We start from the raw sequence: 24,816 nt of genomic DNA, 5'->3' as shown, positions 1-24,816 counted from the left end.
AGGTTCTCCCCGAACACGTTGCATTGACGTCTGTCGATACAAGCTTGCGTCCTGCATCGACAGACGTCAACATAGAAGGATGTCGAAACAAGAGCTTGTGGTGCTCGGCCGGGACGGCGTCGAAGAATGCTGCCCCGCCCTGCTGACCGCGCCGCTGGACGAGGACCAGGCCACCGATCTGGCGAAGGTGTTCAAGGCGCTGGGCGATCCGGTGCGGCTGCGACTGCTGTCGATGATCGCGTCCCGCGCCGGCGGGGAGGTCTGCGTCTGCGACCTCACCCCGGCCTTCGACCTGTCGCAGCCGACCATCTCTCACCACCTCAAGCTGCTGAAGCAGGCCGGACTCATCGACTCCGAACGGCGCGGAACGTGGGTGTACTACCGGCTGCTGCCGCAGATGACCGACCGCCTCGCCGCGATCCTCACCCGCCCCGCCGGGCCGCCGTCGGCCGAGAACGCGCCCGCCGGGGCCGCCTTGTGAGCGCCGAGCCCGCCCCCACGGCGGCGCCCGCGGGGCCGGTGGCCGGGCGGCTGTCGTCCCTGGACCGCTTCCTCGCCGTGTGGATCCTGATCGCCATGGCCGTCGGCCTCGGACTGGGCCGCCTCGTACCGGGGCTCGGGGACGCGCTCGCGAAGGTCACCGTCACCGGGGTCTCGCTGCCGATCGCGCTCGGCCTGCTCGTGATGATGTACCCGGTCCTGGCCAAGGTCCGCTACGACCGCCTGGACACCGTCACCCGCGATCGCCGCCTCCTCATCCCCTCCCTGGTCCTGAACTGGGTCGTCGGGCCGGCCCTGATGTTCGCGCTCGCCTGGCTCTTCCTGCCGGATCTGCCCGAGTACCGCACCGGCCTGATCATCGTCGGCCTGGCCCGCTGCATCGCGATGGTCGTCATCTGGAACGACCTGGCCTGCGGCGACCGCGAAGCCGCCGCCGTCCTCGTCGCGTTGAACTCCGTGTTCCAGGTGATCGCGTTCGCCGCGCTGGGCTGGTTCTACCTGTCCGTGCTGCCAGGCCGGCTCGGCCTGGAGCAGACCGCGCTGGACGTGTCCGTCCGGGAGATCGCCCGCAGCGTGCTGATCTTCCTCGGCATTCCACTGCTCGCCGGGTTCCTCACCCGCCGCCTGGGCGAGAGGGCCAGGGGCCGCACCTGGTACGAGACGAAGCTGATCCCCCGCATCGGCCCGTTCGCCCTGTACGGGCTGCTGTTCACGATCGTGGTGCTGTTCGCCCTCCAGGGCGACGCGATCACCTCCAAGCCCGTGGACGTCGTACGGATCGCGCTGCCGCTGCTGGTGTACTTCGCGCTGATGTGGGCCGGGTCCATGGCCGTCGGCCGTGCGGTCGGACTGAACCACCCGAAGGCCACCACGCTGGCGTTCACCGCCGCGGGCAACAACTTCGAACTCTCCATCGCGGTCGCCATCGCCACCTTCGGCGCCACCTCCGGCCAGGCCCTCGCCGGAGTCGTCGGCCCGCTCATCGAGGTGCCGGTCCTGATCGGCCTGGTCCACGTCGCCCTGGCCGCGCGCCGCTTCTTCCCCGAGCCCACGCCCATGGCCGGACCGGCCGTCTCCCCGGAAGGCTCCGCCCGTGCCTGAGTCCAAGCCGTCCGTGCTGTTCGTGTGCGTCCACAACGCGGGCCGCTCGCAGATGGCCGCCGCCTTCCTCACCCACCTCTCCGAAGGCCGGGTCGAGGTCCGCTCCGCCGGGTCCGCACCGGCCGACGCGGTGAACCCGGCCGCCGTGCAGGCGATGGCGGAGGCCGGTATCGACCTGTCCGCCGAGACGCCGAAGGTGCTGACCGTGGAAGCCGTACAGGCGTCCGACGTCGTGATCACCATGGGCTGCGGCGACACCTGCCCCGTCTTCCCCGGCAAGCGGTACCTCGACTGGACACTCGACGACCCCGCCGGGCAGGGCGTCGGAGCGGTCCGGCCCATCCGGGACGAGATCGAGCGGCGCGTCCGCGGCCTGCTCGCCGAACTCGGAATCGACAGGGCCTGACCGCCGCACCGTAAGCCTCCTCACCTGGTACGGCCGTAAATCAGCCCTACCAGTCGCGGCTTCCTCGGACCTATCCGAGGAAGCTCAGACGTACCTGACGGTCGGGGTTGTCCCTGTTCGTGTCGACCAGACAGACCGACTGCCAGGTCCCCAGTTCCAGTCGCCCCGCGACCACCGGCAGCGTCGCGTGGGGCGGTACGAGGGCGGGCAGGACGTGGTCCCTGCCGTGGCCCGGGGCGCCGTGGCGGTGGTGCCAGCGGTCGTCGGCGGGGAGCAGGGTGCGCAGGGCCGCGAGGAGGTCGTCGTCGCTGCCCGCGCCCGTCTCGATGACCGCCACCCCCGCGGTGGCGTGCGGTACGAAGAGGTTCAGGAGGCCGTCCCGGCCCGCCGCCGTCTCCTGGAGGAACTCCGCGCAGGCGTGGGTCAGATCGGTCACCGTCTCCTCGGTGCCGGTGGTGAGACGCAGGACTCTGGTGGTGAACGCGTGAGACATACGTCCATCTTGCCGACCGCCAGACGGAAGCGCGCGTCCGCGTGGCGAGACGGCATTGACCGGGTCCGGAACATCTCGCTACGTTCGGCGACATGTCGCGATCAGCTCTGCTCACCACGCGCGGTCACATCGACCTGCTGCGGGTGGCCTCCGCCGCCTGTTGTCGCGGCCGCTGACCTCTTTTCGGCTCCGGCGCCTTCCTTCCCCGAGCCCCGCGTCTCCCCACCACCCCGTCGTACCCGGCTGACCGTGCCGTAGCACCACTGTGCGCGGACGCCGGGGCGGGGTCCTGACGCCATCCCCCCTCCCTCGCTCTGTCGCTGCCCGTGGAGCCCCCATGACGCTCGATCATGCCCCACCCGACATATCCCCTGAATCGACTTATCCCTCCCCCGTTCTGGAGGCCGTGACCCCCGTCTCCGCGCACGGTTCACGGCTGCGTACCGTCCCCCGGTGGCTGCGCCGCACGGTCGGACCGCTGCTGCTTCTGGTCTGCTGGCAGGTGCTCAGCGCGGCGGGGGTGCTGCACCGTGACATCCTCGCCTCGCCCGGCACCATCGCCCGCGCCGCCGGCGAACTGATCGCCGATGGAACCCTGCCCGCCGCCATGGGGGTCTCGCTCCAGCGTGTCGCCGCGGGGCTGTTGCTCGGCGGGGTGATCGGGATCTGTCTCGCCCTGGTGTCAGGGCTCTCCCGGCTCGGTGAGGATCTGGTCGACGCGACGGTGCAGATGCTGCGCACCGTTCCCTGGGTCGGTCTGATCCCGCTGTTCATCATCTGGCTCGGCATCGGCGAGGCACCCAAGGTCGCGCTCATCGCGCTCGGGGTCGCCTTTCATCTCTATCTCAACGTGTACGCGGGGATCCGCGGCGTCGACGAACAACTCGTCGAGGCGGGCGAGTCGTTGGGGCTCGGCCGCTGGGGGCTGATCCGGCATGTGGTCCTGCCGGGCGCGCTGCCCGGCGCGATGACCGGTCTGCGGTACTCGCTCGCCACCGCCTGGCTCGCGCTGGTCTTCGGCGAGTCGATCAACGCGGACGCCGGCATCGGCTTCCTGATGAACCAGGCCAGGGACTTCTTCCGTACCGACATCATCGTCGTCTGCCTGGTCGTCTACGCCCTGCTCGGCCTGCTCGCCGATGCCGTCGTCCGTACTCTCGAAAGGCTGCTGCTGCAATGGCGACCGACCTTCAAGGGCCAGTGAAAAGCGCGCCGGATCTCGACGGCGCGGCGGCCGTACGGGTCGAGGGGCTGACCCGGTCCTTCGGCGGGCGGCCGGTGATCGACCAGCTCGATCTGACCCTGCGGCCAGGGGAGTTCACCGCGCTGCTGGGCCGCAGCGGCTGCGGCAAGTCGACCCTGCTGCGGGTCCTGGCGGGCCTCGACCGGGAGATCGAGGGCACCGTACTCGTACCGAAGCGGCGTGCCGTCGCGTTCCAGGCTCCGCGGTTGATGCCGTGGAAGCGGGTCTGGCGCAATGTGCTGCTCGGACTGGACGGCAAGCCCGAACGGGCCGTGGCGGAGAGTGCGTTGGCGGAGGTCGGCCTGGGCCACCGGTCGGGCGCCTGGCCCAGGACGCTCTCGGGCGGCGAGGCCCAGCGCGCCTCGCTCGCCAGGGCGCTGGTACGGGAGCCGGATCTGCTGCTGCTCGACGAGCCGTTCGGGGCGCTGGACGCGCTGACCCGGCTCACCGCGCAGCGGCTGGTCGCCGAGTTGTGGCAGCGGCGCGGCTGCGCGGTCCTGCTCGTCACCCACGACGTGGAGGAGGCCCTGCTGCTCGCGGACCGGGCGCTGGTGATGCGGGACGGTGTCATCGCGTACGAGACTCCGGTCGCGCTGGACCGGCCGCGTTCCGTGGGCGATCCGGGTTTCGCGGCTCTCCGCGCCCGGCTGCTCGCCGAGTTGGGGGTCGATGACGTCGGGGATTGATGACCTCGGGGAGCGATGTCGTCGGGGATCGATGACATCGACGACCCCGCCGTTCCCGGAAAACCGTACCTCCTCTTCCCCCACCCCCTGAGAGACCGCTCATGAAACGCACTCTGTCCGCTGTCCTGTTGCCCCTCGCCCTGCTGCTCACCGCCTGCTCCGGCAGTTCGTCCGCCGGTGGCTCCGGAGGCGCCGGCGGTTCCACCGACGGGAAGGGGTCGGTGACCCTCGACGTCGGTGACCAGAAGGGCGGTTCCGAGGCGGTCCTGCGGGCCGCCGGTGAACTCGACGATCTGCCCTACAAGGTGAAGTGGTCGACGTTCACCTCCGGACCTCCGATGCTCGAAGCGGTCAACGCCGGTGCCGTGGACGTCGGTTCGGTCGGCAACACCCCGCCGGTCTTCGCCGCCGGGGCCAAGTCGAAGATCACGGTCGTGGGCGCCACGCACGGCGACGCCCGGGGCGAGGCCGTTCTCGTACCGAAGGACTCGAAGCTGAGGAAGACGGCCGATCTCCGGGGGAAGACCGTCGCGGTCGCCCAGGGCAGTTCGGCGCACTACCAGTTGATCGCCTCGCTCCGGCGCGCCGGCCTCACCCTCAAGGACATCAAGGTCACCCTGTTGCAGCCGGCCGACGCGCTGGCCGCGTTCGCCGGCGGCAAGGTCGACGCCTGGGCCGTGTGGGACCCGTACACGTCACAGGTGCTCCACGCCGGGCAGGGGAAAGTTCTGACGCATGGTCAGGGAGTCGTCAACGGGCTGAACTTCCAGGTCGCCGCGGACGCCGCGCTCAAGGACAAGGCGAAGACGGCGGCGCTCGGTGACTTCATCGACCGGCTGCGCCGGGCCCAGGACTGGGTCTACAAGCATCCGGAGGCGTGGGCGAAGGTCTGGGCGAAGGACACCGGGCTGCCGTACGACGTGGCCCTGGACGCGGTGAAACTGACCTGGGGGACACGGGTGCCGGTGGCGCTGGACGCCGCGGCGGTGGCTTCCGAGCAGAAGATCGCCGACACCTTCGCCGAGCAGGGACTCATCCCCCGCCGCTTCGACTTCGCCGACTACGTGGACGGCCGTTTCAACAAGGATCTGCCCCCGTCGACCTCACCCGCGCGCAGCTACGGAAAGGCTTCTTCCCGATGAGCGTTCATCTGCACTGGTTCCTGCCGACCGGGGGCGACGGGCGCACCCTGGTGGACCGTCACGCGTACACCGACGGGGGCATCAAGCGATCGAAGATCACCCCGGTGAGCGGGGTCAGGGCGCCCGACATCGAGTATCTGGCGCAGATCGCCAAGGCCGCCGAGCATCTCGGCTTCGAGGCGGTGCTGACGCCGACCGGCACCTGGTGCGAGGACGCCTGGCTGACGACGATGGCACTCGCGCAGCAGACCGAGCGGCTGAAGTTCCTGGTCGCCTTCCGGCCGGGGCTGATCTCGCCGGTGCTGGCGGCGCAGATGGCGGCCACGTACCAGCGCATCACCCGGGGCAGGCTGCTGCTCAATGTGGTGACCGGCGGCGACGCCACGGAACAGCGGCGCTTCGGCGACCATCTCGACCACGACCGGCGCTACGCCCGGACGGCGGAGTTCCTGTCGGTGGTACGGGGTGCGTGGGAGGGGCGTCCGTACGACTTCGACGGGGAGCACTTCCAGGTGGAGGGCGGGCTGACCGCCCTGCCGCCGGACCCGCTGCCGGACATCTTCTTCGGCGGCTCGTCGGCGGCGGCCGGGCCGGTCGCGGCGGAGCACGCGGATGTCTATCTGACCTGGGGCGAGCCGCCGGCCCAGGTGAAGGAGAAGATCGACTGGATCCGCTCGCTCGCCGAGGAGCGCGGCCGTACGGTCCGGTTCGGCATCCGGATGCACACCATCTCGCGGGACTCCGCGCGCGACGCCTGGGCCACGGCCGACCGGCTGCTGGACGATCTCGACCCCGAGACGGTGGCTGCGGCCCAACGCGCGCTGAGCCGGAGCGAGTCGGTGGGCCAGCAGCGGATGCTCGCCCTGCACGGCGGCTCGCGCGACGAGCTGGAGATCTCGCCCAACCTGTGGGCGGGGGTCGGTCTGGTACGGGGCGGGGCGGGCACCGCGCTGGTCGGCAGCCATGCCGAGGTCGCGGACCGGATCGAGGAGTACCACGAGCTGGGCATCGAGCACTTCGTGCTCTCCGGGTACCCGCACCTGGAGGAGGCGTACTGGTTCGGGGAGGGGGTGACGCCGGTGCTCGCGGAGCGCGGGCTGCTCGCGCAGGTCCCGGCGTCCCCGCTGCTCGGGGTTCCGGGGGCGGGCGGCACACGGGCTCCCGGGGGCGGGGGCGGCGCGCCGCTGCTGCTGGCCGGGGGCCGCTGAGCCGCCGGACCGCCGGGCCGCCGGGCCGGGAAGATTGCCGGCACCCGAGCTGTTGGTAGAACCGTGAACGACTTTGGGGTACGCGACATCGACGTGGTGGTCATCGGCGCCGGGCAGGCGGGCCTGTCCGGCGCCCACCACCTGCGGCGCTCGGGGCTGGAGCCGGACCGTGACTTCGTCGTCCTCGACCATGCCCCGCGGCCGGGCGGCGCCTGGCAGTTCCGCTGGCCCTCGCTGACGTACGGCAGGGTCCATGGCATGCACGCACTGCCCGGCATGGAGCTGGTCACAGGACCGGAGGACGACGGCCGGCCGTCGTCCGAGGTGATCGGCGCGTACTTCACGGCGTACGAGCACCGCTTCGGCCTGCGGGTCCACCGGCCGGTCGATGTCCGTACCGTACGGGAGGGCGCCGGCGGGCGGCTGCGGGTGGAGACCTCGGAGGGGACCTGGTCGGCCCGGGCACTGATCAACGCCACCGGCACCTGGGACCGCCCGTTCTGGCCGCGCTACCGGGGCCAGGAGACCTTCCGGGGGCGCCAGTTGCACACGGCGAACTATCCGGGGCCGGAGGAGTTCGCGGGGCTGCGGGTGATCGTGGTCGGCGGCGGGGCCTCCGGCACCCAGCACCTCATGGAGATCGCGCGGGTGGCGGCGGGGACGACCTGGGTGACACGCCGCCCGCCGGTCTTCCGCGAGGGCCCGTTCACCGAGGAGTGGGGCCGGGCGGCCGTGGCGCTCGTCGACGAGCGGGTGCGCCGGGGGCTGCCGCCGCAGAGCGTGGTCTCGGTCACCGGGCTGCCGGTGACCGAGGCCGTCGCGCGGGCGCGCGCGGAAGGGGTGCTCGACCGGCTGCCGATGTTCGACCGGATCACCGCGGAGGGTGTGGCCTGGGACGACGGCCGGACGGTGGACGCCGATGTGCTCCTCTGGGCGACCGGGTTCCGGCCCGCCATCGACCATCTCGCGCCGCTGGGGCTGCGGGAGCGGGGTGGCGGGGTCCGGGTCGAGGGGACACGCGCCGTACGGGACGAGCGGGTCCACCTCGTCGGGTACGGGCCCTCCGCCTCCACGATCGGCGCCAACCGCGCCGGACGTGCGGCCGTACGGGAGATCGGGCGGCTGCTGGAACGTACGCCCAAGGAGGGAACGCCCGGGGAGAGAACAGCGGGCGAGGGGACGGCGGGCGGGGGCGAGGAGGCGGCGGTGCTGCGTGCGTGAGAGGGCTGACCGCCCTTCCTACGCGGCGCCCTCGCGGTGCTTGTTGAACTCCTCGACGTTCTTGCGGTGTTCGGCGTACCGGTTCGTGAAGCGGGTGTCGCCGGGCTTCACGGTGACGAAGTACAGCCAGTCACCGGGCGCGGGGCTGACGGCCGCGCGCATCGCCGCCTCCCCCGGGTTCCCGATCGGCGTGGGCGGCAGTCCCTTGTGTTCATAGGTGTTGTACGGGCTCTTCGTCCTGGTGTCCTCGTGGGTGGTGTCCAGGGTGGAACGGTTCAGCGCGTAGTTGAGCGTCGAGTCCATCTGGAGCGGCATACCGAGGGCGAGCCGGTTGTGCACGACCCGGGCGACCCTGGCCATGTCCGCCGTCGTAGCGGCCTCCGCCTGGACGATGCTGGCGATGGTGACCCTCTGATAGGCCGTCACCCCGTGGGCCTGCGCGCCGGCGGTGATCCGGTCGCCCCCGAACCGCTGGTTCGCGGTCCTGACCATGTAGTCGAGCAGTCCGGCCGGGGAGGTCGAGGGGGCGATCGGGTACGTCGCCGGGAAGAGATAGCCCTCCGGGTTGGCCCGGGCCGCCTCGGGCAGTTCGAGCCGGGCGCTCGCCAGCGCCTTTCGGGTGGTGCCCGCGGGCACGTCGAGCGCACGGTCGATCGAGGCGTAGACCTGGGTCGCGCGCCGGCCCTCGGGAACGACCAGGGACGTCGCCCGCGGGGCGCTGTCGTCCCCGCCGGTCAGCAGGGCCACCGGCACCAGCACCGCGGCCGTGGCCACCAGGGCGGCGCCGACGATCAGCACCAGCCGGCCGCGGCGGGTCAGCCGGGTACCGCGCCCGGGTCGTGCCACCGGAGGCTCGTTCTTCATATGGGCACGCTAACCCGGAGTGACCACAGAACCCGACATCTCGGGCATGGCGACACGAAGGGCACGCGTTCGAACGGACACCGGGACGACCACCCGGACGAAGGCTCGGACGACCCCGGACGACCGCTCGGACGAACGCTCGGACGAATGCTCGGCGGACGAACAACGATCGAGGAACACACGAACGCGGGATCGGTTGTTCGTCAGAACGTGTGATCGCATCGGATTCCATTGCTCCGCACCGATGTGACGGGTGATGCTTACGGAGCGCGTTCGGCGGGCTGCAGACCGTGAAGCGCGCTGTCCCGCAGTTGCATCACGTACAAGGAGAAACACCTCGATGAACGTCATCACCAACCTGCTCGCCGGCATCGTCCACTTCGTGGGTTGGCTCGTCTGACACATGCGCGTCTGACACATGCGCGTCTGACACACCTTCACCGAACGCGGTGCCGTCGCTTCCCGTCCCAGGGAGCGGCGGCACTGCCGTGTTCACCGGGCTTCGAGAGCCACCGGTGCGAGACCGTGGGCGCCGGGCCCGTCCGCGTGCGACGGGCGCTCGTCCCTGCGGACGAGCGCGGCGTAGCGGCCGTCCCGTCGGAGCAGCTCCTCGTGCGTACCCCGCTCGACGACGGCGCCCGCGTGGAGGACGACGATCTGGTCCGCGTCCCTGACCGTGGAGAGCCGGTGCGCGATGGTGATGGTCGTACGTCCTTCGGAGAGCGCGTCGATGGCCTGCTGCACCGCGTGTTCCGTACGGGTGTCCAGTGCGCTGGTCGCCTCGTCCAGGATGAGTACGGGCGGGTTGCGCAGGATGGTGCGGGCGATCGCGAGGCGCTGTTTCTCGCCGCCGGAGAAGCGGTATCCGCGCTCACCGACCAGCGTGTCGTAGCCGTCGGGCAGCGAGGCGATGTGGTCGTGGATCTGGGCGGCCTTCGCGGCGGTGCGCATCTCCTCGTCCGTGGCATCCGGCTTGGCGAAGCGCAGGTTGTCGGCGACCGAGGCGTGGAACAGGTAGGTCTCCTGGGAGACGACGCCGACGGCCCGGGCGAGGGTGTCGAAGTCCAGATCGCGTACGTCCACGCCGTCGAGGAGGACCCGGCCGCCCGTCACGTCGTACAGCCGGGGCACGAGGTAGCTGAGGGTCGACTTGCCGGAGCCCGTGGGGCCGACGACGGCGAGGCTGCCGCCGGACGGGACGGTCAGGTCGATCCCGCTGAGGGTCTGGCGGTCCTTGTCGTCGTAGCTGAAGTCGACGCCGTCGAAGCGGACCTCGCCGCGGATCCGCTCCAGCCGGACCGGCCGCTCGGGCTCGGTGATGTCGACGGGGAGGTCCAGGTACTCGAAGATGCGCTGGAAGAGCGCGAGGGAGGTCTGCATGTCCACTCCGGTGGACAGCAGGCTCACGGCGGGCCGGAAGAGCCCCTGCTGGAGCGAGACGAAGGCGACGAGCGTCCCGATGGAGACGGGGGTGCCGCCCGCGCCGAGCGCGATGCCCGCGGCCCAGTAGATGACGGCGGGCATGGCCGCCATGACGATACCGATGGTCGACATCCGCCAGCGGCCCGCCATGTTGGAGCGGACCTCCAGATCGACCAGGCGCTCGGACTCGTCGGCGAAGGAGCGCGTGAGCGAGTCGGCCCGGCCCATCGTGCGGCCGAGGAGTATGCCGCTCACGGAGAGCGATTCGGTGACGGTCGCGGCCATGGTGGCCATCTGCCGCTGGCGCTCCGTGGTGATCTTCTTGCGTTCGCGGCCGACCTTGCGGCTGATCCAGACGAAGACGGGGAGCAGCACCATCGAGACGGCGGTGAGCCGCCAGTCCAGGGCGAGCATCGCGACGACCGAGGCGATCACGGCCGTGAGGTTGGAGACCAGCGAGGTCGCGGTGGAGGTCACCGTCGCCTGCATGCCGCCGATGTCGTTGGCGATGCGCGACTGGACCTCACCGGTCCTGGTTCTGGTGAAGAAGGCGAGCGGCATGCTCTGGAGCCGGCTGTAGACGCCGGTCCGCAGATCGTGCATGACCCGCTGGCCGACGGTCGTGGAGATCAGCGTCTGGAGGACGCCGAAGATGCTGTTGACGACCGCCGTCAGGATCATGCCGAGGGCCAGCAGACTCAGCAGGCCGGTACGGCCCTGCGGGATCGCCGTGTCGAGGATCTCGCGCAGCATGAACGGCGAGGCGACCGTGACCAGCGAGGACGCCGCGACGAGAAGGCCGACGAGGGCGAGCCGGCCGCGGTAGGGGCGGAAGAGGGCGAAGATCCGCCGAAGCTGGGCGGGCTGCTCGGGCTCATCCGACTCCGACTTCGGCTCCGACTTCGGCTCCGCTCCCGACAGACCGGGTGGACCCGGGCGGGGCGAGGGTGTCCAGGTGGAGGGTTCGGGTTTCATGGGCTCCTTCGATGGCAGATGTCCGGTGAGGTGCGAGGGCTCGACGCCCTCCGACGGTCCCGCTCCGGAGGGGCGGGACCGGTCAACTTTACCGACCATAGCTCACTGTTACCTATGTTCACAATCACCTTGGTCCTGATATTATTCCGGGCATGAGCACCCCCGATGTCGACGGCATGCTGGCCGAGCAGCTCCTGCGGCTGACCCGGCGGCTCCACCGCATCCAGAAGCAGCAGCTCGAACCGATCGGCATCACCCCCGCCCAGGCACGGCTGCTGCGCGCCCTCACGCTCTACGACACACCCCCGCGGATGACCGATCTGGCCACCCGGCTCGAAGTGGTGCCCCGTGCCGTGACCACCCTGGTCGACAGCCTGGAGGCGAGCGGCTGGGTGCGCCGCGCCCCCGATCCGACCAACCGCCGGGTCATCCGCGTCGAGCTGACCGACACCGGCCGGGCGACGCTGCGCGCGCTGCGCGGCGCGCGCCGGTCCGCCGCCGAGGACGTACTGGCGCCACTGACCGCCGAGCAGCGCGAGGTGCTCGGCGGGCTGCTGTCGACACTGGTCGACGGGGCCGCCGAGCGCCCCTGCTGAGCGCGGACGCGCGGCCGGAACCGGCCTCCCCCGCGGAAAACCCATTGCCTCGGGCCCTCGAAAACCGCGAACCTTGCACGGTTTGGGCCACCCACGAGCCATGGGACATCATGCAGATTCGCGACCTTCCGTATCCCGATCCGGGGATTCCCGATGTCCGGTCGGGCCCCCGGTTCCTGTTGTGGCTCGGGCGCAACCAGTTGGGCGGACAGCTCAGATCACTCTCCTGGGGCCTGCTGCACCAACTGGGCATCGCCGGACTGCCCCTGGGCGCCGGGGTCGCCGTCCAGGCCGTCATCGACCGCTCCGGGGGCCGGCTCGCGCTGGCCGGCGGCCTGATCGCGCTGTTCGGCCTGGCCATCACCGTCGGCGACACCATGCTGCACCGCACCGCCATCACCAACTGGATCACGGCCGCCGCCCGCCTCCAGCAACTGCTGGCGCGCAAGACGGCCGAGCTGGGGTCCGCGCTGACCCGGCGGGTCGCCGCCGGTGAGGTCGTCGCGGTGTCCACCGGTGACGTCGAGAAGATCGGATGGTTCGTGGAGGCGCTCTCGCGCTTCCTGGCCGCCGTCATCGCCATCGTCCTGATCTGCGTCGGCCTGGTCCTGTACCTGCCGGAGCTGGGCCTGCTCGTCGCCGTCGGCGTGCCGGTGCTCGCCCTCTCCGTACTGCCGCTGCTCCCCCGTGCCACCCAACGCGCTGACATCCAGCGGGAGAAGGCCGGGAAGGCCACCGAGCTGGCGTCCGACACCGTCGCCGGGCTGCGGGTGCTGCGCGGCATCGGCGGCGAGGAGCTCTTCCTCGGCCGCTACCGCACCGCCTCGCAGGAGGTGCGCGAGGCCGCCGTACGCAGCGCCCGCATGTGGGCGCTGATCTCGGCGATCCAGGTCCTGCTGCCGGGGATCCTGCTGGTCACGGTGGTCTGGTACGGGGCGCGGCTCGCCCTGGACGGGCAGATCGAGGTCGGCGCGCTGGTGACCGTCTACAGCACGGTGACGCTGATGCTCTTCCCCTTGAGGCACTTCGAGGAGATCGCGATGGCCTACTCCTTCTCCCGGCCCTCGGCGAAGCGCGCGGCCCGGGTGCTGTCCCTGGAGCGCACCGCGTACGAGGACGAGCGCGGCGGGCTCGACGACGCCCGGCCGACGGGCGATCTGTACGACCCCGCCACCGGCCTGCTCGCCCCGTCCGGGCTGCTCACGGCCGTGGTGTGCGGGGACCCGGACGCGGCGGGACGGCTGGCCGAACGGCTCGGCGGCCATGCGGCCGAGGAGGAGAAGAGCCCCTCCGTGCTGCTCGGCGGGGTGGCGCTGGACGATCTCCCGCTGGACTCGGCACGGGCGAGCGTCCTCGTACAGGACAAGGATCCGGTGCTGCTGTCCGGGACGCTGACGGAGCTGCTGGACATCCCGGCCTCCGGTGGGGTCGCCCCGGAGGCGGCGCTGACCGCCGCCCAGTGCGGGGACGTCCTGGACGCGCTCGTCCAGGCATCGGTGGACGGCAGTGGTGACCCGATGCGCTCCCGGATCACCGAGCGCGGGCGCTCGCTCTCCGGCGGGCAGCGGCAGCGGCTGGCACTGGCCCGTTCGCTGGTCACGGACCCGGAGGTGCTGGTGCTCGACGAGCCGACGTCCGCCGTCGACTCACATACGGAGGCGCGGATCGCGCGCGGGGTGAAGGAGTTGCGCGCCGGCCGTACGACGGTGGTGTTCGCCTCCTCGCCGCTGCTGCTGGACCACGCGGACCGCGTGGTGTTCGTCCACGAGGGCGAGGCCGTGGCGGTGGGGACGCACCGGGAACTGCTGGGCGGCGACTCCGGCTACCGGGCGGTCGTCACCCGCGAGACGAACGCCGAAGAGAGCGAAGAGAACGAAGAGAACCAGGAGAGCGCCCACGTCATGGCACCCGTCGCGGCGCGACTGGCCGGGACCACGAGCGACATGGAGGAATCAACGTGATCGGCTTGGCGCCCCCGGCGTACGACCCGGCGGCCCCGGAGTCGGCGACCACCCTGCCGGTCGGGACACCGGCGACCGTACGGACCTATGTGAGCGAGCTGCTGCGGCGCCACCGTACGGCGTTCGTCGTGCTCGTCGCGGTCAACGCCGTCTCGGTGATCGCCTCGATGGTGGGCCCGTACCTCCTCGGCACCATCGTCGAGGACCTGTCGAGCGGCGTGCGCGACCTCCGTATGGAGCGCGTCGTCGCGGTGTTCGTGGTCGCGCTGGTCGTCCAGACCGTGTTCGTACGGATGGTGCGGCTGCGCGGGGCGATGCTCGGCGAGGAGATGCTCGCGGATCTGCGCGAGGACTTCCTCGTCCGGGCCGTCGGGCTGCCGCCCGGCGTGCTGGAGCGGGCCGGGACCGGCGATCTGCTCTCCCGGATCACCACGGACATCGACCGGCTGGCGAACGCGATGCGTGAGGCGGTGCCGCAGCTCGCGATCGGTGTCGTGTGGGTGATCCTGCTGCTCGGCGCCCTGACCGTGACGGCTCCCCCGCTGGCGCTCGCGGTGCTGGTGGCGCTGCCGCTGCTGATCGTCGGCTGCCGCTGGTACTTCCGGCGGGCGCCCTCGGCGTACCGCTCGGAGGCCGCCGGATACGCGGCCGTCGCGGCGATGCTCGCCGAGACCGTCGACGCGGGGCGGACGGTGGAGGCGCACCGTCTCGGCGGGCGCCGTGTGGCGCTCTCCGAGCAGCGGATCCGGGAGTGGACGGCGTGGGAGAGGTACACGCTCTCTCTGCGGTCGGTGCTCTTCCCGGTCATCAACCTCACCCATGTGACGATCTTCCTGGCCTCGCTGGTGCTGGGCGGGGTCTTCGTCCTCCAGGGCTGGCTCACCGTCGGGCAGCTCACGACCGGCGCGCTCTTCGCCCAGATGCTGGTGGACCCGGTCGGGCTGATCCTGCGCTGGTACGACGAGCTCCAGGTGGCCCAGGTGTCGATCGCCCGGCTGGTCGGCGTACGGGACATCGAGCCCGCCGCCGGTGATGCCTCGGTCGTGCCCGAGGGCCGCGACGTCACCGCCGACCGGGTGCACTTCGGCTACCGCGAGGGGGTCGACGTACTGCACCGGGTGACGCTGGACGTCAGCCCCGGCACCCGGCTGGCGCTGGTCGGCCCCTCGGGCGCCGGGAAGTCGACGCTGGGCCGGCTCCTCGCGGGCATCTACGGGCCACGGCAGGGCCGGGTCGCGCTGGGCGGCGCGGAGTTGTCCCGGATGCCGGCGGAGCGGGTCCGGGAGCAGGTGGCCCTGGTCAACCAGGAGCACCATGTCTTCGTGGGGTCGCTGCGCGACAACCTGCTGCTGGCCCGCACGGGCGCGGCGGACGAGGAGCTGTGGACCGCGCTGGAGGCGGTCGACGCGGACGGCTGGGCGCGGGCACTGGACGGTGGGCTGGACACCGAGGTCGGCTCCGGCGGTACGGCGCTGACACCTGCCCAGGCGCAGCAGATAGCGCTGGCCCGGCTGGTGCTGGCGGATCCGCACACGCTGGTGCTCGACGAGGCGACCTCGCTGCTCGATCCGCGGGCGGCCCGGCATCTGGAGCGTTCGCTGGCCCGGGTGCTGGAGGGCCGTACGGTCATCGCGATCGCCCACCGGCTGCACACCGCGCACGACGCGGATGTGATCGTGGTGGTGGAGGAGGGCCGGATCAGTGAGCAGGGCAGCCATGACGAACTGGTGACGGCGGACGGCGCGTACGCGGCGCTGTGGCGCTCCTGGCACGGCTGACGGCTGACCGCCGCCCGTCCCGGGGCGGTACCTGGGGCGGCACTCGGGGCGAGGCGGCCTCTCTTCGAGTGCCGCCTCGCCGAGCGCCGCCTCGCCGTTGCCTAAAAGGCATACCCTGTTGCCCATGACGCAAGACAATGACGAGCTGGACAGCCTGGTACGCAAGCGGATCCGGGCCCTGCGTCTGGCGCAGGGCTGGTCCCTGGAGGAGCTGGCGACCCGCGCCCGGGTCAGCCAGTCCACGCTCAGCCGTATCGAGAACGGCGGGCGCCGGCTGGCTCTGGACCAGCTCGTCACACTCGCCCGGGCTCTGGACACCTCGCTGGACCAGCTCGTGGAGACGGCCGGCGACGACGTCGTCATCAGCCCGATGATCGACGGGGCCCGTGGGCAGATGCGCTGGCCCATGAAGGCGGAGCCCGGCGTGTCCGTCATTCGTCAGCGCATGACGGACCCGCCGCCCGACAACCCCACGCGCATGCGCGCCCATCCGGGCCACGAATGGCTCGTCGTCCTGTCCGGCACCGCGATTCTGCTGCTGGGCAACCGGCGTATCCGTGTGGAGACGAACCAGGCGGCGGAGTTCCCCACGATGCTGCCGCATGCCATCGGCGCCGAGGGCGGGCCCTGCGAGGTCCTGGGCATCTTCGACCGCGACGCGCGCCGCGGCCACCAGCGCGGTGACGGCATCTGAGCCGGCGGTCGGGCGCCGCCCCCGCCGCGGAGGCGGCGTCTTGCGCGTTCGGCAGTTCATCCGGTCATCGTCTTGCGCATCCCGGGAACCATGGTGCTCCGCGGGCATGGTCCTCCTAGCGTGACTGTCATGACCCACGCTTCCTCGCACGCGGCACACGACGTGCACCTCGTCCCCCAGCACACCCCCGGCGCCGACGACCTGACGGAGACCGAACAGTCCGAGATCGACCAGGCCAAGATCAAACAGGCGGAGATCGAACAGGCCGAGACCGACCAGGCGGAGATCCTCGACCTGGACGCGGAGGTGCTCGCCGAGCACATCGCGTCCATCACCGCGTGGCTGCCCGTCGAGAAGGGGCCGCGCCACATCGTGGACCTGGGATGCGGGACCGGGACCGGCACCTTCGCCCTGCTCGCGCGCTTCCCCGAGGCGGAGGTGACCGCCGTCGACGCGTCGGCCGGCCATCTGCGCCGCCTGCGGGAGAGGGCCGAGGCGCTCGGTCTGGCCGACCGGGTGCGCACCGTATCGGCAGATCTCGACGCGGACTGGCCCGAGCTCGGCCGGCCCGAGCTGGTGTGGGCATCGGCCTCGATGCACCACATGGCCGACCCGGACCGCGCTCTGCGTGCGGTCCACGGCCTGCTCGCGCCCGGCGGTCTGTTCGCCGTCGTGGAGCTGGCCGACTTCCCGCGCTTCCTGCCCGAGGACGCTCCGCGGGAGCGGCCCGGAGTTGAGGAGCGCTGCCACGCCGCCCTCGCGCACCTCCACGCCGAGCACGTGCCCCACCGGGGCGCCGACTGGGGCCCCAAGCTGACCGCCGCCGGTTTCACCGTCGAGGGCGAGCGCACGATCACCGTGAACATCGACGGCTCGCGGAACGACAGGGTCGGCCCGTACGCGCTCAGCAGCCTGAAGCGGCTGCGCGGCGCCGCCGCCGACACCCTTGCCGCCGAGGACCTCACCGTCCTCGACCACCTGCTCGACACCGGCAGCCCCCTCAGCATCCTGCGCCGCGGCGACCTCATGGTCCGCACCGAACGCACCGTGTGGGCCGCGCGCCGCGCCTGAGCGGACCGCGCGGGTCCGGCGCCGTGGTCCAGCCGCTCAGACCAGATTGAGGGCGAACACGGCGCCGACCCCGCCGAGCAGCATGAAGACGGGCATCAGCACCTTCACCTCCACCCAGGCTCCGGCGCGGAAGCGCATCGCCTTCGGCGGGCCTATGGGGTACCAGCGCTTGCGGCCGAGCGGTATGGGCCACAGGATCGGGCAGCCCGACACGGTCAGCGCGTCGCCGATGTCGTGCACCAGCGCGCCGAGGATGATCGGCAGACCGAGCCAGAGGTACTCCTGGCCGGGTTCGGTGAACAGCCAGTTCGCGCCATTGCCCGGCTGGTCCAGTATCCCCGCCAGCATCCAGGCGCTGGTCGCGCCGAGCAGCCAGACCAGGACGTCGCTGGAGACCCGGGCGGCCCTCCAGAGCAGGCCCTCCACCGCGAGGACGAGGTGGACGAAGAGGATCGCGAGGACCCCCCACCGGCCCCCGGTGTACGCGACCGCCGAGGCGCCCGCGCCGATCAGGACGGCCCAGAGCCAGGTGTGGGTGAGCGTGCGGTGACCGCCGGTCCGGCGGGGGTCGCCCGGCTTCCTGGTCGACTTGTAGACCGCGTACGACAGTTTGTCGACGATCTCGCAGAGCGTTCTCGACACCGGACCGAACGCCCGCGAGATCGTCGCGGCCTTGTGGTCGAGGTCCGGGGCGAGCGCGGCTCCCGCGCAGATCAGCGCCCCGACGACCAGGACGGGCCAGGGCATCGTGTAGCCGGCGGCGGTCGCGGCGGCGCCCACCCCCAGCCAGGCCGCTGCCCCTGACAGAGAGTGTGCCGGTCCCATCATGGTCGTATCCGTCCCGTCCCGTTGCAGTTGTCGTGAGCCTCCTGTCGCGGAGGCTCCGCCCCTGTGGAGCCGCGTGTGGTGAAGCCGTGTGTCGTGAGACTCAGGGCTCTGAAGCCAGTTGTCCTGATGCCCAGTTGACACGGCAGCGTATCTCTCGTGATCTTCTGCCCGCTGTCCGGTTCCCTCATCCGGCCGGAAGGAGGGCAAGATGGGGACGTGACCCTTATCGATCGCCTGCCGCCGGATGCCGACCCCGATGCCCTCTTCGAGGCTTTCTCCTCCTGGGCCGAGGGCCAGGGCATCACGCTCTATCCGGCTCAGGAGGAGGCACTGATCGAGGTGGTCTCCGGCGCCAACGTGATCCTTTCCACCCCCACCGGCTCCGGAAAGAGCCTGGTCGCGGCGGGTGCGCACTTCACAGCGCTGGCACAGGACAAGGTCACCTTCTACACCGCGCCGATCAAGGCGCTGGTCTCGGAGAAGTTCTTCGACCTGTGCAAGCTCTTCGGCACGGAGAACGTCGGCATGCTGACCGGGGACGCCTCCGTCAACGCCGACGCCCCGGTGATCTGCTGTACGGCCGAGGTGCTGGCGTCGATCGCGCTGCGCGACGGGAAGTACGCCGACATCGGCCAGGTCGTGATGGACGAGTTCCACTTCTACGCCGAGCCGGACCGCGGCTGGGCCTGGCAGATCCCCATCCTGGAGCTGCCGCAGGCCCAGTTCATCCTGATGTCCGCGACGCTCGGGGACGTCTCGCGCTTCGAGGAGGACCTGACCCGGCGCACGGGCCGGCCGACCTCCGTCGTACGGTCGGCGACCCGCCCGGTGCCGCTCAGTTACGAGTACCGCCTCACCCCGATCACCGAGACGCTGACCGAGCTGCTGGAGACCCGGCAGGCGCCGGTCTACATCGTGCACTTCACCCAGGCGGCGGCCGTCGAGCGGGCGCAGTCGCTGATGAGCATCAACATGTGCACGCGCGAGGAGAAGGACAAGATCGCCGAGCTGATCGGCAGTTTCCGCTTCACCACCAAGTTCGGCCGCAACCTCTCCCGGTACGTACGGCACGGCATCGGGGTGCACCACGCGGGCATGCTGCCCAAGTACCGGCGGCTGGTGGAGAAGCTGGCCCAGGCGGGGCTGCTGAAGGTCATCTGCGGTACGGACACGCTCGGCGTCGGCGTCAACGTACCGATCCGTACCGTGCTGTTCACCGCGCTCACCAAGTACGACGGCACCCGCGTCCGCACCCTGCGCGCCCGGGAGTTCCACCAGATCGCGGGGCGAGCCGGGCGGGCCGGGTTCGACACGGCGGGCTTCGTCGTCGCGCAGGCGCCCGAGCATGTCGTGGAGAACGAGAAGGCGCTGAACAAGGCGGGCGACGATCCCAAGAAGCGCCGCAAGGTGGTGCGCAAGAAGGCGCCCGAGGGGTTCGTCGCCTGGTCGGAGACGACCTTCGACAAGCTGATCGGCTCCGACCCCGAACCGCTGAACTCGCGTTTCCGGGTCACGCACACGATGCTGCTGTCGGTCATCGCCCGTCCCGGCAACGCGTTCGAGGCGATGCGCAGACTGCTGGAGGACAACCACGAGCCGCGCAGGCAGCAGCTCCGGCACATCCGGCGGGCCATCGCGATCTACCGTTCGCTGCTGGACGGCGGAGTGGTGGAGCGGCTGGAGACCCCGGACGCGGAGGGCCGTGTCGTCCGGCTGACCGTCGATCTCCAGCAGGACTTCGCGCTCAACCAGCCGCTGTCGACGTTCGCGCTGGCCTCGTTCGAGCTGCTGGACCCCGAATCGCCGTCGTACGCACTGGACATGGTCTCGGTCGTCGAGTCGACGCTGGACGATCCGCGGCAGATCCTCGCGGCCCAGCAGAACAAGGCGCGCGGCGAGGCGATCGGCGCGATGAAGGCGGACGGGATCGAGTACGAGGAGCGGATGGAGCGGCTGCAGGAGGTCACGTACCCCAAGCCGCTGGAGGAACTGCTCGTCCACGCGTACAACACCTACCGCACCAGCCATCCGTGGGTCGGTGACCATCCGGTCTCGCCCAAGTCGGTGATCCGGGACATGTACGAACGGGCCCTGTCCTTCACGGAGTTCACGTCCCACTACGAGCTGGCGCGCACCGAGGGCATTGTGCTGCGCTATCTCGCGGGCGCGTACAAGGCACTGGAACACACCATTCCGGACGATCTGAAGTCGGAGGACCTGGAGGACCTGACCGCCTGGCTGGGCGAGATGGTCCGGCAGGTCGACTCCAGCCTGCTGGACGAGTGGGAGCAACTGGCCAACCCCGAGGTGGAGACGGCCGAGCAGGCGCAGGAGAAGGCCGACCAGGTCAGGCCGGTCACGGCCAACGCCCGCGCCTTCCGGGTCCTCGTACGCAACGCGATGTTCCGCAGGGTCGAGCTGGCCGCGCTGGACAAGGTGTACGAACTGGGCGAGCTGGACGGCGAGTCGGGCTGGGACGCGGACCGCTGGGGCGAGGCGATGGACGCGTACTGGGACGAGTACGAGGACCTGGGCACCGGGCCCGACGCCCGCGGGCCCAAGCTGATCGCCATCGAGGAGGACCCGGAGCACGGGCTGTGGCGGGTCCGGCAGACCTTCGCCGACCCGAACGGCGACCACGACTGGGGCATCGGCGCCGAGGTCGACCTCGCGGCCTCCGACGAGGAAGGGCTCGCGGTCGTACGTGTCACGTCCGTGGGCCAGCTCTGACGTATCCACTCCACGGCTGTACGGCGCGGTACAGCCGTGGAGAACGACAGCACCTGAGAACGACAGCCCTTGAGAACGACAGCCCTTGAGAACGACAGCCCTTGAGAACGACAGCATCTGAGAACGATCGTGAACCGAGAACGGGAGCACACGGCACCATGACGAACCCCGCCGAGCGGCTGGTCGATCTGCTCGACCTGGAGCGGATCGAGGTCGACATCTTCCGCGGGCGCAGCCCCGAGGAGTCCCTCCAGCGGGTCTTCGGAGGGCAGGTGGCGGGTCAGGCGCTGGTCGCGGCCGGCCGCACCACCGACGGCCTGCAGCCGGTCAACTCACTGCACGCCTACTTCCTGCGGCCGGGGCGCCCGGGCGTCCCGATCGTCTACCAGGTCGAACGGATCAAGGACGGGCGGGCGTTCACCACGCGCCGGGTCACGGCCGTCCAGCAGGGCCGTACGATCTTCAATCTGACGGCCTCGTTCCACCACCCCGAGCAGGGCGGCTTCGAGCACCAACTCCCGCCCCGGCTGGACTTCCCCGACCCCGAGTCGCTGCCCACCGTCTCCGACGAGGTGCGCGAACATCTGGGCGGGCTGCCGCAGTCGCTGGAGCGGATGGTCCGGCGCCAGCCGTTCGACATCCGGTACGTGGAGGGGCTGCGCTGGACCCAGGAGGAGATCAGCGGCGCGGAGCCGCGCAGCGCGGTGTGGATGCGCGCGGTGGGCCCGCTCGGCGACGACCCGCTGGTGCACACGTGCGCGCTGACGTACGCGAGCGACATGACGCTCCTGGACGCGGTGCGCATCCCGGTGGAGCCGCTGTGGGGGCCGCGGGGCTTCGACATGGCGTCGCTGGACCACGCGATGTGGTTTCACCGGCCGTTCCGCGCGGACGAGTGGTTCCTGTACGACCAGGAGTCGCCGATCGCGACGGGCGGCCGGGGGCTCGCCCGGGGCCGTATCTACGACCGTGAGGGCAAGTTGCTGGTGTCGGTGGTGCAGGAGGGGCTGTTCCGCAAGCTGGACAACTGACCAGCGCCGCCACCCGTATCCGCACGGCGCGCCTGTGCTCCACGCTGCCTCACACCGGTCCGAACCGGGGCGGCGGCGGCCGGAACCGGCCGTCGGCGTACGGGGACGGCGCGAGGATGCGGTGCCGGCCGTCCTGGATCTGGTGCACGAGGTGAGCCTGGCCGATCGACGGGTCCGGCGTCAGCTCCGGATAGGCCAGCGCCGCCTGCCCGGGACCGGCCGGGTAGTAGGCGCCGTTCACGCCCCGGTGGATCGTGGTCCGCAGCGCAGTGGCGACCCGCCGGTAGTCCCGGGGGCGTCCACGCGCGACCACGCCCCGGCGATCATCCGCGCCCGGTCGTAGGCGATCCCCGCGTGCGACCTGCCGGGCGCGACACCGTGCGGCACCCGGTAACGCGCCGCGAAGGAACGGCCGATGTGATCGGCGTACGTGCCCGTCACCGTCGCCCGGAGCAGCCCCTCGGCCAGCGGCCCCAGCGCCTCGCGGAAGTCGACCTCGCGGAAGTCGAACTCGCGCATCTCGAACTGGGCCGCCGCGACGGTGCAGGCGTCCTCGTCGGTCACGTCGAGCCATTCGAACGCGACGGTCCCCGTACCCTCGGCGTGCTCCACCCGGCCGTCCGGCGCCCCGGGGTCGGGCCGGATGACATCGGCGGCCACCACCATGGCCCTCTGCGCGACGAAGAGGTCGGCGATACCCCGCCCGATCCCCCGGGCCCCGCCACTGACCAGTGCGACCTTGCCTGCCAAACGACTCATGTCCGCTCTCCGTCCTCGGCCTCGCCCCGGGCCCGGTGATCCCGATCCGGGGGCTCGTGGAAGGACAGGAGGAGCGGCGAGCGGGCGCCACGTCCGTAGAAATGCTTACTTCCTGGCCCGCGCCGGCCCGGCGGCCCGCGCGGGCGGCGGGTTCGCAGCGGGACGGACCACCGTCCTTGGCATGGACATTGTCACCGCCACGCGCGTGCGCTATTCCTTGTTCCTGAACACCGTTGTCCTGAGCACCGTTGCCGCACGCCCTCGTCGCATGTCCACAGGCACAGATGACGAAAAGAGGCGCCCGTGACCGATGCCCTTCCTGCCCTGTCACGCCGCGCCCTCCTCGGCGGCGTGGCCACCTCCCTCGCGGTCCCCGCGGTGGCCGCGGGCTCCGCCGGCGCTCCACGGAGCCAGCCCGGAAAGGTCGTCCTGGCCGATGACTTCGGTCCCGTCCCCGGCTGGCGCAGGGAGGGCGTCGTGATGCGGACCGACCTCCCCTGGGAGAGTTCGCTGCTCCAGGACCCCTGCCTCGTCCACAACAGCCCCACGGGACCGGTGTTCAAGCTCTGGTACGGCTCGCTCCACGGCATCGGTTACGCCACCAGCCAGGACGGCCGCCGGTGGGAGAAGAAGGAGCGGCCCGTCCTCGCACCCACCCTCGGCACCGAGTCGTCGGCGCTCAACCAGCCCAGCGTCGTCCCGTACGACGGCCTGTGGCACATGACGTACTTCGGCGTCGACGGCGGCGGCGCGGGCCGGATCCACTACGCCTCGGCGCCCCGGCCGGAAGGGCCGTGGACCAAACACGGCGTCGTTCTGGCCTCCACCGCGCCCTGGGAGGACGAGTTCATCTACAACTCGTCCCTGATGTACGACACCGACGAGAAGATCTGGAAGATGTGGTACACCGCCGGCAAGATCGCCTCGGCCGGCGGCGAACCGCGCTACATCTGCTACGCCACCGCCACCCACCCCCGGGGCCCCTGGCACAAGCACCCGGCCAATCCGGTGCTGCGCCCCATGGACGACGGCGGCTGGGCGTCCCTCGGGGTCGGCGGCCCCAACGTACGGAAGCTGGGGCGCGACCTCTACGAGACCCGGATCCTTGGCTGGCAGGCCGACTACCCGTCGCGCGGCGGCCGCCTCCACTCCCGCGACGGCATCCACTGGGAGCTGAAGCGCACCGACCTCGAACTCGACCTCGGTGTCGTCGGGGGCGACGAGGACAGCATGATCTACCGGCAGTTCGCGGTGGTCCACGAGGGGCGCGAACACCTCTTCTACAACGTCAAGAACAACCGCCCCGGCTGGAACGAGACCATCCAGCTCGCCGTCCGGGACGACGCCGTCGAGATCGTCGACCCGGCGAAATGGACGATGACCCAGGGCGGCGAGATCCCCACCGGGGCCTCGTTCGAGGTACGGGACCGGGGCGCGTGGTCGCTGGGGAACGCCCCTGGCCATCTGCCGCAGACCCTCCAGGGCAATGTGCCGATCGAGGCCCCCGACTACGAGATCAGGGTCTCCGTCACCCCGCAGGGCAACGGACCGGCCGATCCCGACCATGTGATTCTGGCGCGCATGACCGGGCGGGACAGCTACTACTACGCGGGCCTGGGCTCGTGGGGCCACGCCTTCGGGCTCGGCGTCATGGAGAAGGGCCGCAACCGGAAGCTCGCGGGGGTCGGCTCGGCGGACACGATCGAACCCGGACGCCGCTACGACCTGCGGTTCGTACTCGACGGCAAGAACCTCGAACTGTACGCGGACGGCGCCCGCGTGCTCCGCGTCCCGGATCCCACGCTGGTCCCCGCGCGCGGCTACGTCGGCCTGCAGACCTCCAACGGCACGGCGCGGGCGAAGTTCTCCCGGCTATCGGTCGCTCTCCGGTGACCGGGCGCCATGGCCGGACCTGAGACCCGGGACGGGAGACGGCCGCAGGGTCTCCGTACGGTCCGGGGCCTGGCACTCCAGTGGGAGTTCATGTCCTGAGCTGGTTCTTCTCGTCGTTGTCCGGTCGTGGAGAGGATGGCTGAGGTCGAGGGCTGGGTTGCAGAGAATGGAGTCGGTCTTCGCGCGGGTGGCTGGCCGGTTCAGGCGGGTGGA

General features: G+C 71.0%; 23 protein-coding genes. 17 read left to right on the top strand and 6 right to left on the bottom strand.

What is annotated here, in order from left to right:
- The first annotated feature begins 79 nt into the window (after window positions 1-79).
- From ACIO3P_RS24420 to ACIO3P_RS24410, 3 genes are read left to right on the top strand one after another with little or no spacing between them, the layout of a single operon-like run.
- Window positions 80-481 (top strand): metalloregulator ArsR/SmtB family transcription factor, encoded by a 402-nt coding sequence (locus ACIO3P_RS24420; RefSeq protein WP_329825526.1) that lies wholly within the window; start codon window positions 80-82, stop codon window positions 479-481.
- Window positions 478-1,602, top strand: coding sequence for an ACR3 family arsenite efflux transporter (gene arsB, locus ACIO3P_RS24415; RefSeq protein WP_401852214.1), 1,125 nt, complete (start codon window positions 478-480; stop codon window positions 1,600-1,602). Before ACIO3P_RS24420 ends, arsB begins: the two co-directional genes overlap by 4 nt.
- Complete coding sequence (locus ACIO3P_RS24410; RefSeq protein ID WP_329825524.1) at window positions 1,595-2,008, top strand: arsenate reductase ArsC; 414 nt, start codon at window positions 1,595-1,597, stop codon at window positions 2,006-2,008. Before arsB ends, ACIO3P_RS24410 begins: the two co-directional genes overlap by 8 nt.
- Before the next feature lie 70 nt (window positions 2,009-2,078).
- Here the strand turns inward: ACIO3P_RS24410 and ACIO3P_RS24405 are convergent, their stop codons facing one another.
- Entirely contained in the window at window positions 2,079-2,501 is a 423-nt protein-coding gene (locus tag ACIO3P_RS24405) for a YjbQ family protein (protein WP_401852211.1), read from the bottom strand.
- Window positions 2,502-2,593: 92 nt separating this feature from the next.
- Between ACIO3P_RS24405 and ACIO3P_RS24400 the strand changes: the two genes are divergently transcribed.
- The 6 genes from ACIO3P_RS24400 (at window position 2,594) to ACIO3P_RS24375 (ending at window position 8,001) form a co-directional block, all read left to right on the top strand.
- Entirely contained in the window at window positions 2,594-2,677 is an 84-nt protein-coding gene (locus ACIO3P_RS24400; RefSeq protein ID WP_382893431.1) for a putative leader peptide, read from the top strand.
- Window positions 2,678-2,838: 161 nt separating this feature from the next.
- On the top strand, window positions 2,839-3,705 hold the full coding sequence (locus ACIO3P_RS24395; protein WP_401852208.1) for an ABC transporter permease: 867 nt from the start codon (window positions 2,839-2,841) through the stop codon (window positions 3,703-3,705).
- A complete protein-coding gene (locus ACIO3P_RS24390) occupies window positions 3,678-4,430 on the top strand; it encodes an ABC transporter ATP-binding protein (protein ID WP_401852206.1) in 753 nt (250 codons plus the stop codon). Before ACIO3P_RS24395 ends, ACIO3P_RS24390 begins: the two co-directional genes overlap by 28 nt.
- A 101-nt stretch (window positions 4,431-4,531) precedes the next feature.
- On the top strand, window positions 4,532-5,572 hold the full coding sequence (locus ACIO3P_RS24385; protein WP_401852204.1) for an ABC transporter substrate-binding protein: 1,041 nt from the start codon (window positions 4,532-4,534) through the stop codon (window positions 5,570-5,572).
- The gene (locus ACIO3P_RS24380) at window positions 5,569-6,780 is read left to right on the top strand and encodes an LLM class flavin-dependent oxidoreductase (RefSeq protein ID WP_329825519.1); all 1,212 of its coding nucleotides are present in this window, start codon (window positions 5,569-5,571) and stop codon (window positions 6,778-6,780) included. The genes ACIO3P_RS24385 and ACIO3P_RS24380 overlap by 4 nt, the downstream gene beginning before the upstream one ends.
- A gap of 63 nt (window positions 6,781-6,843) precedes the next feature.
- A complete protein-coding gene (locus ACIO3P_RS24375; protein ID WP_401852201.1) occupies window positions 6,844-8,001 on the top strand; it encodes an NAD(P)-binding domain-containing protein in 1,158 nt (385 codons plus the stop codon).
- An 18-nt stretch (window positions 8,002-8,019) separates the two neighbouring features.
- On the opposite strand, the gene mltG is transcribed toward ACIO3P_RS24375, so the two are convergent.
- Window positions 8,020-8,865, bottom strand: a complete 846-nt coding sequence (gene mltG, locus ACIO3P_RS24370) for an endolytic transglycosylase MltG (RefSeq protein WP_329825516.1) — start codon at window positions 8,863-8,865, stop codon at window positions 8,020-8,022.
- Between the two features lie 492 nt (window positions 8,866-9,357).
- Entirely contained in the window at window positions 9,358-11,262 is a 1,905-nt protein-coding gene (locus ACIO3P_RS24365) for an ABC transporter ATP-binding protein (protein WP_401852198.1), read from the bottom strand.
- A 152-nt stretch (window positions 11,263-11,414) separates the two neighbouring features.
- Between ACIO3P_RS24365 and ACIO3P_RS24360 the strand changes: the two genes are divergently transcribed.
- The 5 genes from ACIO3P_RS24360 to ACIO3P_RS24340 all read left to right on the top strand — a co-directional run bounded on the left by ACIO3P_RS24360 (window position 11,415) and on the right by ACIO3P_RS24340 (window position 17,362).
- Complete coding sequence (locus ACIO3P_RS24360; RefSeq protein WP_329825514.1) at window positions 11,415-11,858, top strand: MarR family transcriptional regulator; 444 nt, start codon at window positions 11,415-11,417, stop codon at window positions 11,856-11,858.
- Window positions 11,859-11,968: 110 nt separating this feature from the next.
- On the top strand, window positions 11,969-13,819 hold the full coding sequence (locus ACIO3P_RS24355) for an ABC transporter ATP-binding protein (RefSeq protein ID WP_329825513.1): 1,851 nt from the start codon (window positions 11,969-11,971) through the stop codon (window positions 13,817-13,819).
- The gene (locus ACIO3P_RS24350) at window positions 13,816-15,597 is read left to right on the top strand and encodes an ABC transporter ATP-binding protein (protein ID WP_401790107.1); all 1,782 of its coding nucleotides are present in this window, start codon (window positions 13,816-13,818) and stop codon (window positions 15,595-15,597) included. Before ACIO3P_RS24355 ends, ACIO3P_RS24350 begins: the two co-directional genes overlap by 4 nt.
- Before the next feature lie 124 nt (window positions 15,598-15,721).
- Window positions 15,722-16,291 (top strand): helix-turn-helix domain-containing protein, encoded by a 570-nt coding sequence (locus tag ACIO3P_RS24345; protein WP_401852195.1) that lies wholly within the window; start codon window positions 15,722-15,724, stop codon window positions 16,289-16,291.
- Window positions 16,292-16,420: 129 nt separating this feature from the next.
- Window positions 16,421-17,362 carry a class I SAM-dependent methyltransferase gene (locus tag ACIO3P_RS24340; RefSeq protein ID WP_401852194.1) on the top strand — a complete coding sequence of 314 codons (942 nt, stop codon included), beginning with the start codon at window positions 16,421-16,423 and terminating at the stop codon, window positions 17,360-17,362.
- 36 nt (window positions 17,363-17,398) lie between these two features.
- Here the strand turns inward: ACIO3P_RS24340 and ACIO3P_RS24335 are convergent, their stop codons facing one another.
- Window positions 17,399-18,190 carry a metal-dependent hydrolase gene (locus ACIO3P_RS24335; RefSeq protein WP_329825508.1) on the bottom strand — a complete coding sequence of 264 codons (792 nt, stop codon included), beginning with the start codon at window positions 18,188-18,190 and terminating at the stop codon, window positions 17,399-17,401.
- A 216-nt stretch (window positions 18,191-18,406) separates the two neighbouring features.
- On the opposite strand from ACIO3P_RS24335, the gene ACIO3P_RS24330 reads away from it, so the two are divergent.
- Window positions 18,407-20,920 carry a DEAD/DEAH box helicase gene (locus ACIO3P_RS24330; RefSeq protein ID WP_401852192.1) on the top strand — a complete coding sequence of 838 codons (2,514 nt, stop codon included), beginning with the start codon at window positions 18,407-18,409 and terminating at the stop codon, window positions 20,918-20,920.
- A gap of 158 nt (window positions 20,921-21,078) precedes the next feature.
- Window positions 21,079-21,951: an acyl-CoA thioesterase gene (locus ACIO3P_RS24325; protein ID WP_401852190.1), complete on the top strand. Its 873-nt coding sequence runs from the start codon at window positions 21,079-21,081 to the stop codon at window positions 21,949-21,951.
- A gap of 49 nt (window positions 21,952-22,000) precedes the next feature.
- Here the strand turns inward: ACIO3P_RS24325 and ACIO3P_RS24320 are convergent, their stop codons facing one another.
- Together ACIO3P_RS24320 and ACIO3P_RS24315 are read right to left on the bottom strand one after the other, a co-directional pair.
- Window positions 22,001-22,192: a hypothetical protein gene (locus ACIO3P_RS24320; protein WP_401852188.1), complete on the bottom strand. Its 192-nt coding sequence runs from the start codon at window positions 22,190-22,192 to the stop codon at window positions 22,001-22,003.
- Window positions 22,189-22,710 carry a hypothetical protein gene (locus tag ACIO3P_RS24315; protein WP_401852186.1) on the bottom strand — a complete coding sequence of 174 codons (522 nt, stop codon included), beginning with the start codon at window positions 22,708-22,710 and terminating at the stop codon, window positions 22,189-22,191. The genes ACIO3P_RS24320 and ACIO3P_RS24315 overlap by 4 nt, the downstream gene beginning before the upstream one ends.
- 303 nt (window positions 22,711-23,013) lie before the next feature.
- On the opposite strand from ACIO3P_RS24315, the gene ACIO3P_RS24310 reads away from it, so the two are divergent.
- On the top strand, window positions 23,014-24,603 hold the full coding sequence (locus tag ACIO3P_RS24310) for a hypothetical protein (protein WP_401852184.1): 1,590 nt from the start codon (window positions 23,014-23,016) through the stop codon (window positions 24,601-24,603).
- Window positions 24,604-24,816 lie beyond the last annotated feature (213 nt).

This window comes from Streptomyces sp. NPDC087310 (assembly GCF_044744405.1).
GTDB lineage: Bacteria > Actinomycetota > Actinomycetes > Streptomycetales > Streptomycetaceae > Streptomyces.
This window is presented reverse-complemented; position numbering and strand designations above follow the sequence as displayed.

What these genes read in the sequence shown, in the direction of transcription:
- ACIO3P_RS24420 (WP_329825526.1), top strand. Translation starts at nt 80, where the DNA reads ATGTCGAAACAAGAGCTTGTGGTGCTCGGCCGGGACGGCGTCGAAGAA.
- ACIO3P_RS24405 (WP_401852211.1), bottom strand. Translation starts at nt 2,501, where the DNA reads ATGTCTCACGCGTTCACCACCAGAGTCCTGCGTCTCACCACCGGCACC.
- ACIO3P_RS24400 (WP_382893431.1), top strand. Translation starts at nt 2,594, where the DNA reads ATGTCGCGATCAGCTCTGCTCACCACGCGCGGTCACATCGACCTGCTG.
- ACIO3P_RS24395 (WP_401852208.1), top strand. Translation starts at nt 2,839, where the DNA reads ATGACGCTCGATCATGCCCCACCCGACATATCCCCTGAATCGACTTAT.
- ACIO3P_RS24390 (WP_401852206.1), top strand. Translation starts at nt 3,678, where the DNA reads ATGGCGACCGACCTTCAAGGGCCAGTGAAAAGCGCGCCGGATCTCGAC.
- ACIO3P_RS24385 (WP_401852204.1), top strand. Translation starts at nt 4,532, where the DNA reads ATGAAACGCACTCTGTCCGCTGTCCTGTTGCCCCTCGCCCTGCTGCTC.
- ACIO3P_RS24380 (WP_329825519.1), top strand. Translation starts at nt 5,569, where the DNA reads ATGAGCGTTCATCTGCACTGGTTCCTGCCGACCGGGGGCGACGGGCGC.
- mltG (WP_329825516.1), bottom strand. Translation starts at nt 8,865, where the DNA reads ATGAAGAACGAGCCTCCGGTGGCACGACCCGGGCGCGGTACCCGGCTG.
- ACIO3P_RS24365 (WP_401852198.1), bottom strand. Translation starts at nt 11,262, where the DNA reads ATGAAACCCGAACCCTCCACCTGGACACCCTCGCCCCGCCCGGGTCCA.
- ACIO3P_RS24360 (WP_329825514.1), top strand. Translation starts at nt 11,415, where the DNA reads ATGAGCACCCCCGATGTCGACGGCATGCTGGCCGAGCAGCTCCTGCGG.
- ACIO3P_RS24355 (WP_329825513.1), top strand. Translation starts at nt 11,969, where the DNA reads ATGCAGATTCGCGACCTTCCGTATCCCGATCCGGGGATTCCCGATGTC.
- ACIO3P_RS24345 (WP_401852195.1), top strand. Translation starts at nt 15,722, where the DNA reads ATGACGCAAGACAATGACGAGCTGGACAGCCTGGTACGCAAGCGGATC.
- ACIO3P_RS24340 (WP_401852194.1), top strand. Translation starts at nt 16,421, where the DNA reads ATGACCCACGCTTCCTCGCACGCGGCACACGACGTGCACCTCGTCCCC.
- ACIO3P_RS24335 (WP_329825508.1), bottom strand. Translation starts at nt 18,190, where the DNA reads ATGATGGGACCGGCACACTCTCTGTCAGGGGCAGCGGCCTGGCTGGGG.
- ACIO3P_RS24325 (WP_401852190.1), top strand. Translation starts at nt 21,079, where the DNA reads ATGACGAACCCCGCCGAGCGGCTGGTCGATCTGCTCGACCTGGAGCGG.
- ACIO3P_RS24315 (WP_401852186.1), bottom strand. Translation starts at nt 22,710, where the DNA reads ATGAGTCGTTTGGCAGGCAAGGTCGCACTGGTCAGTGGCGGGGCCCGG.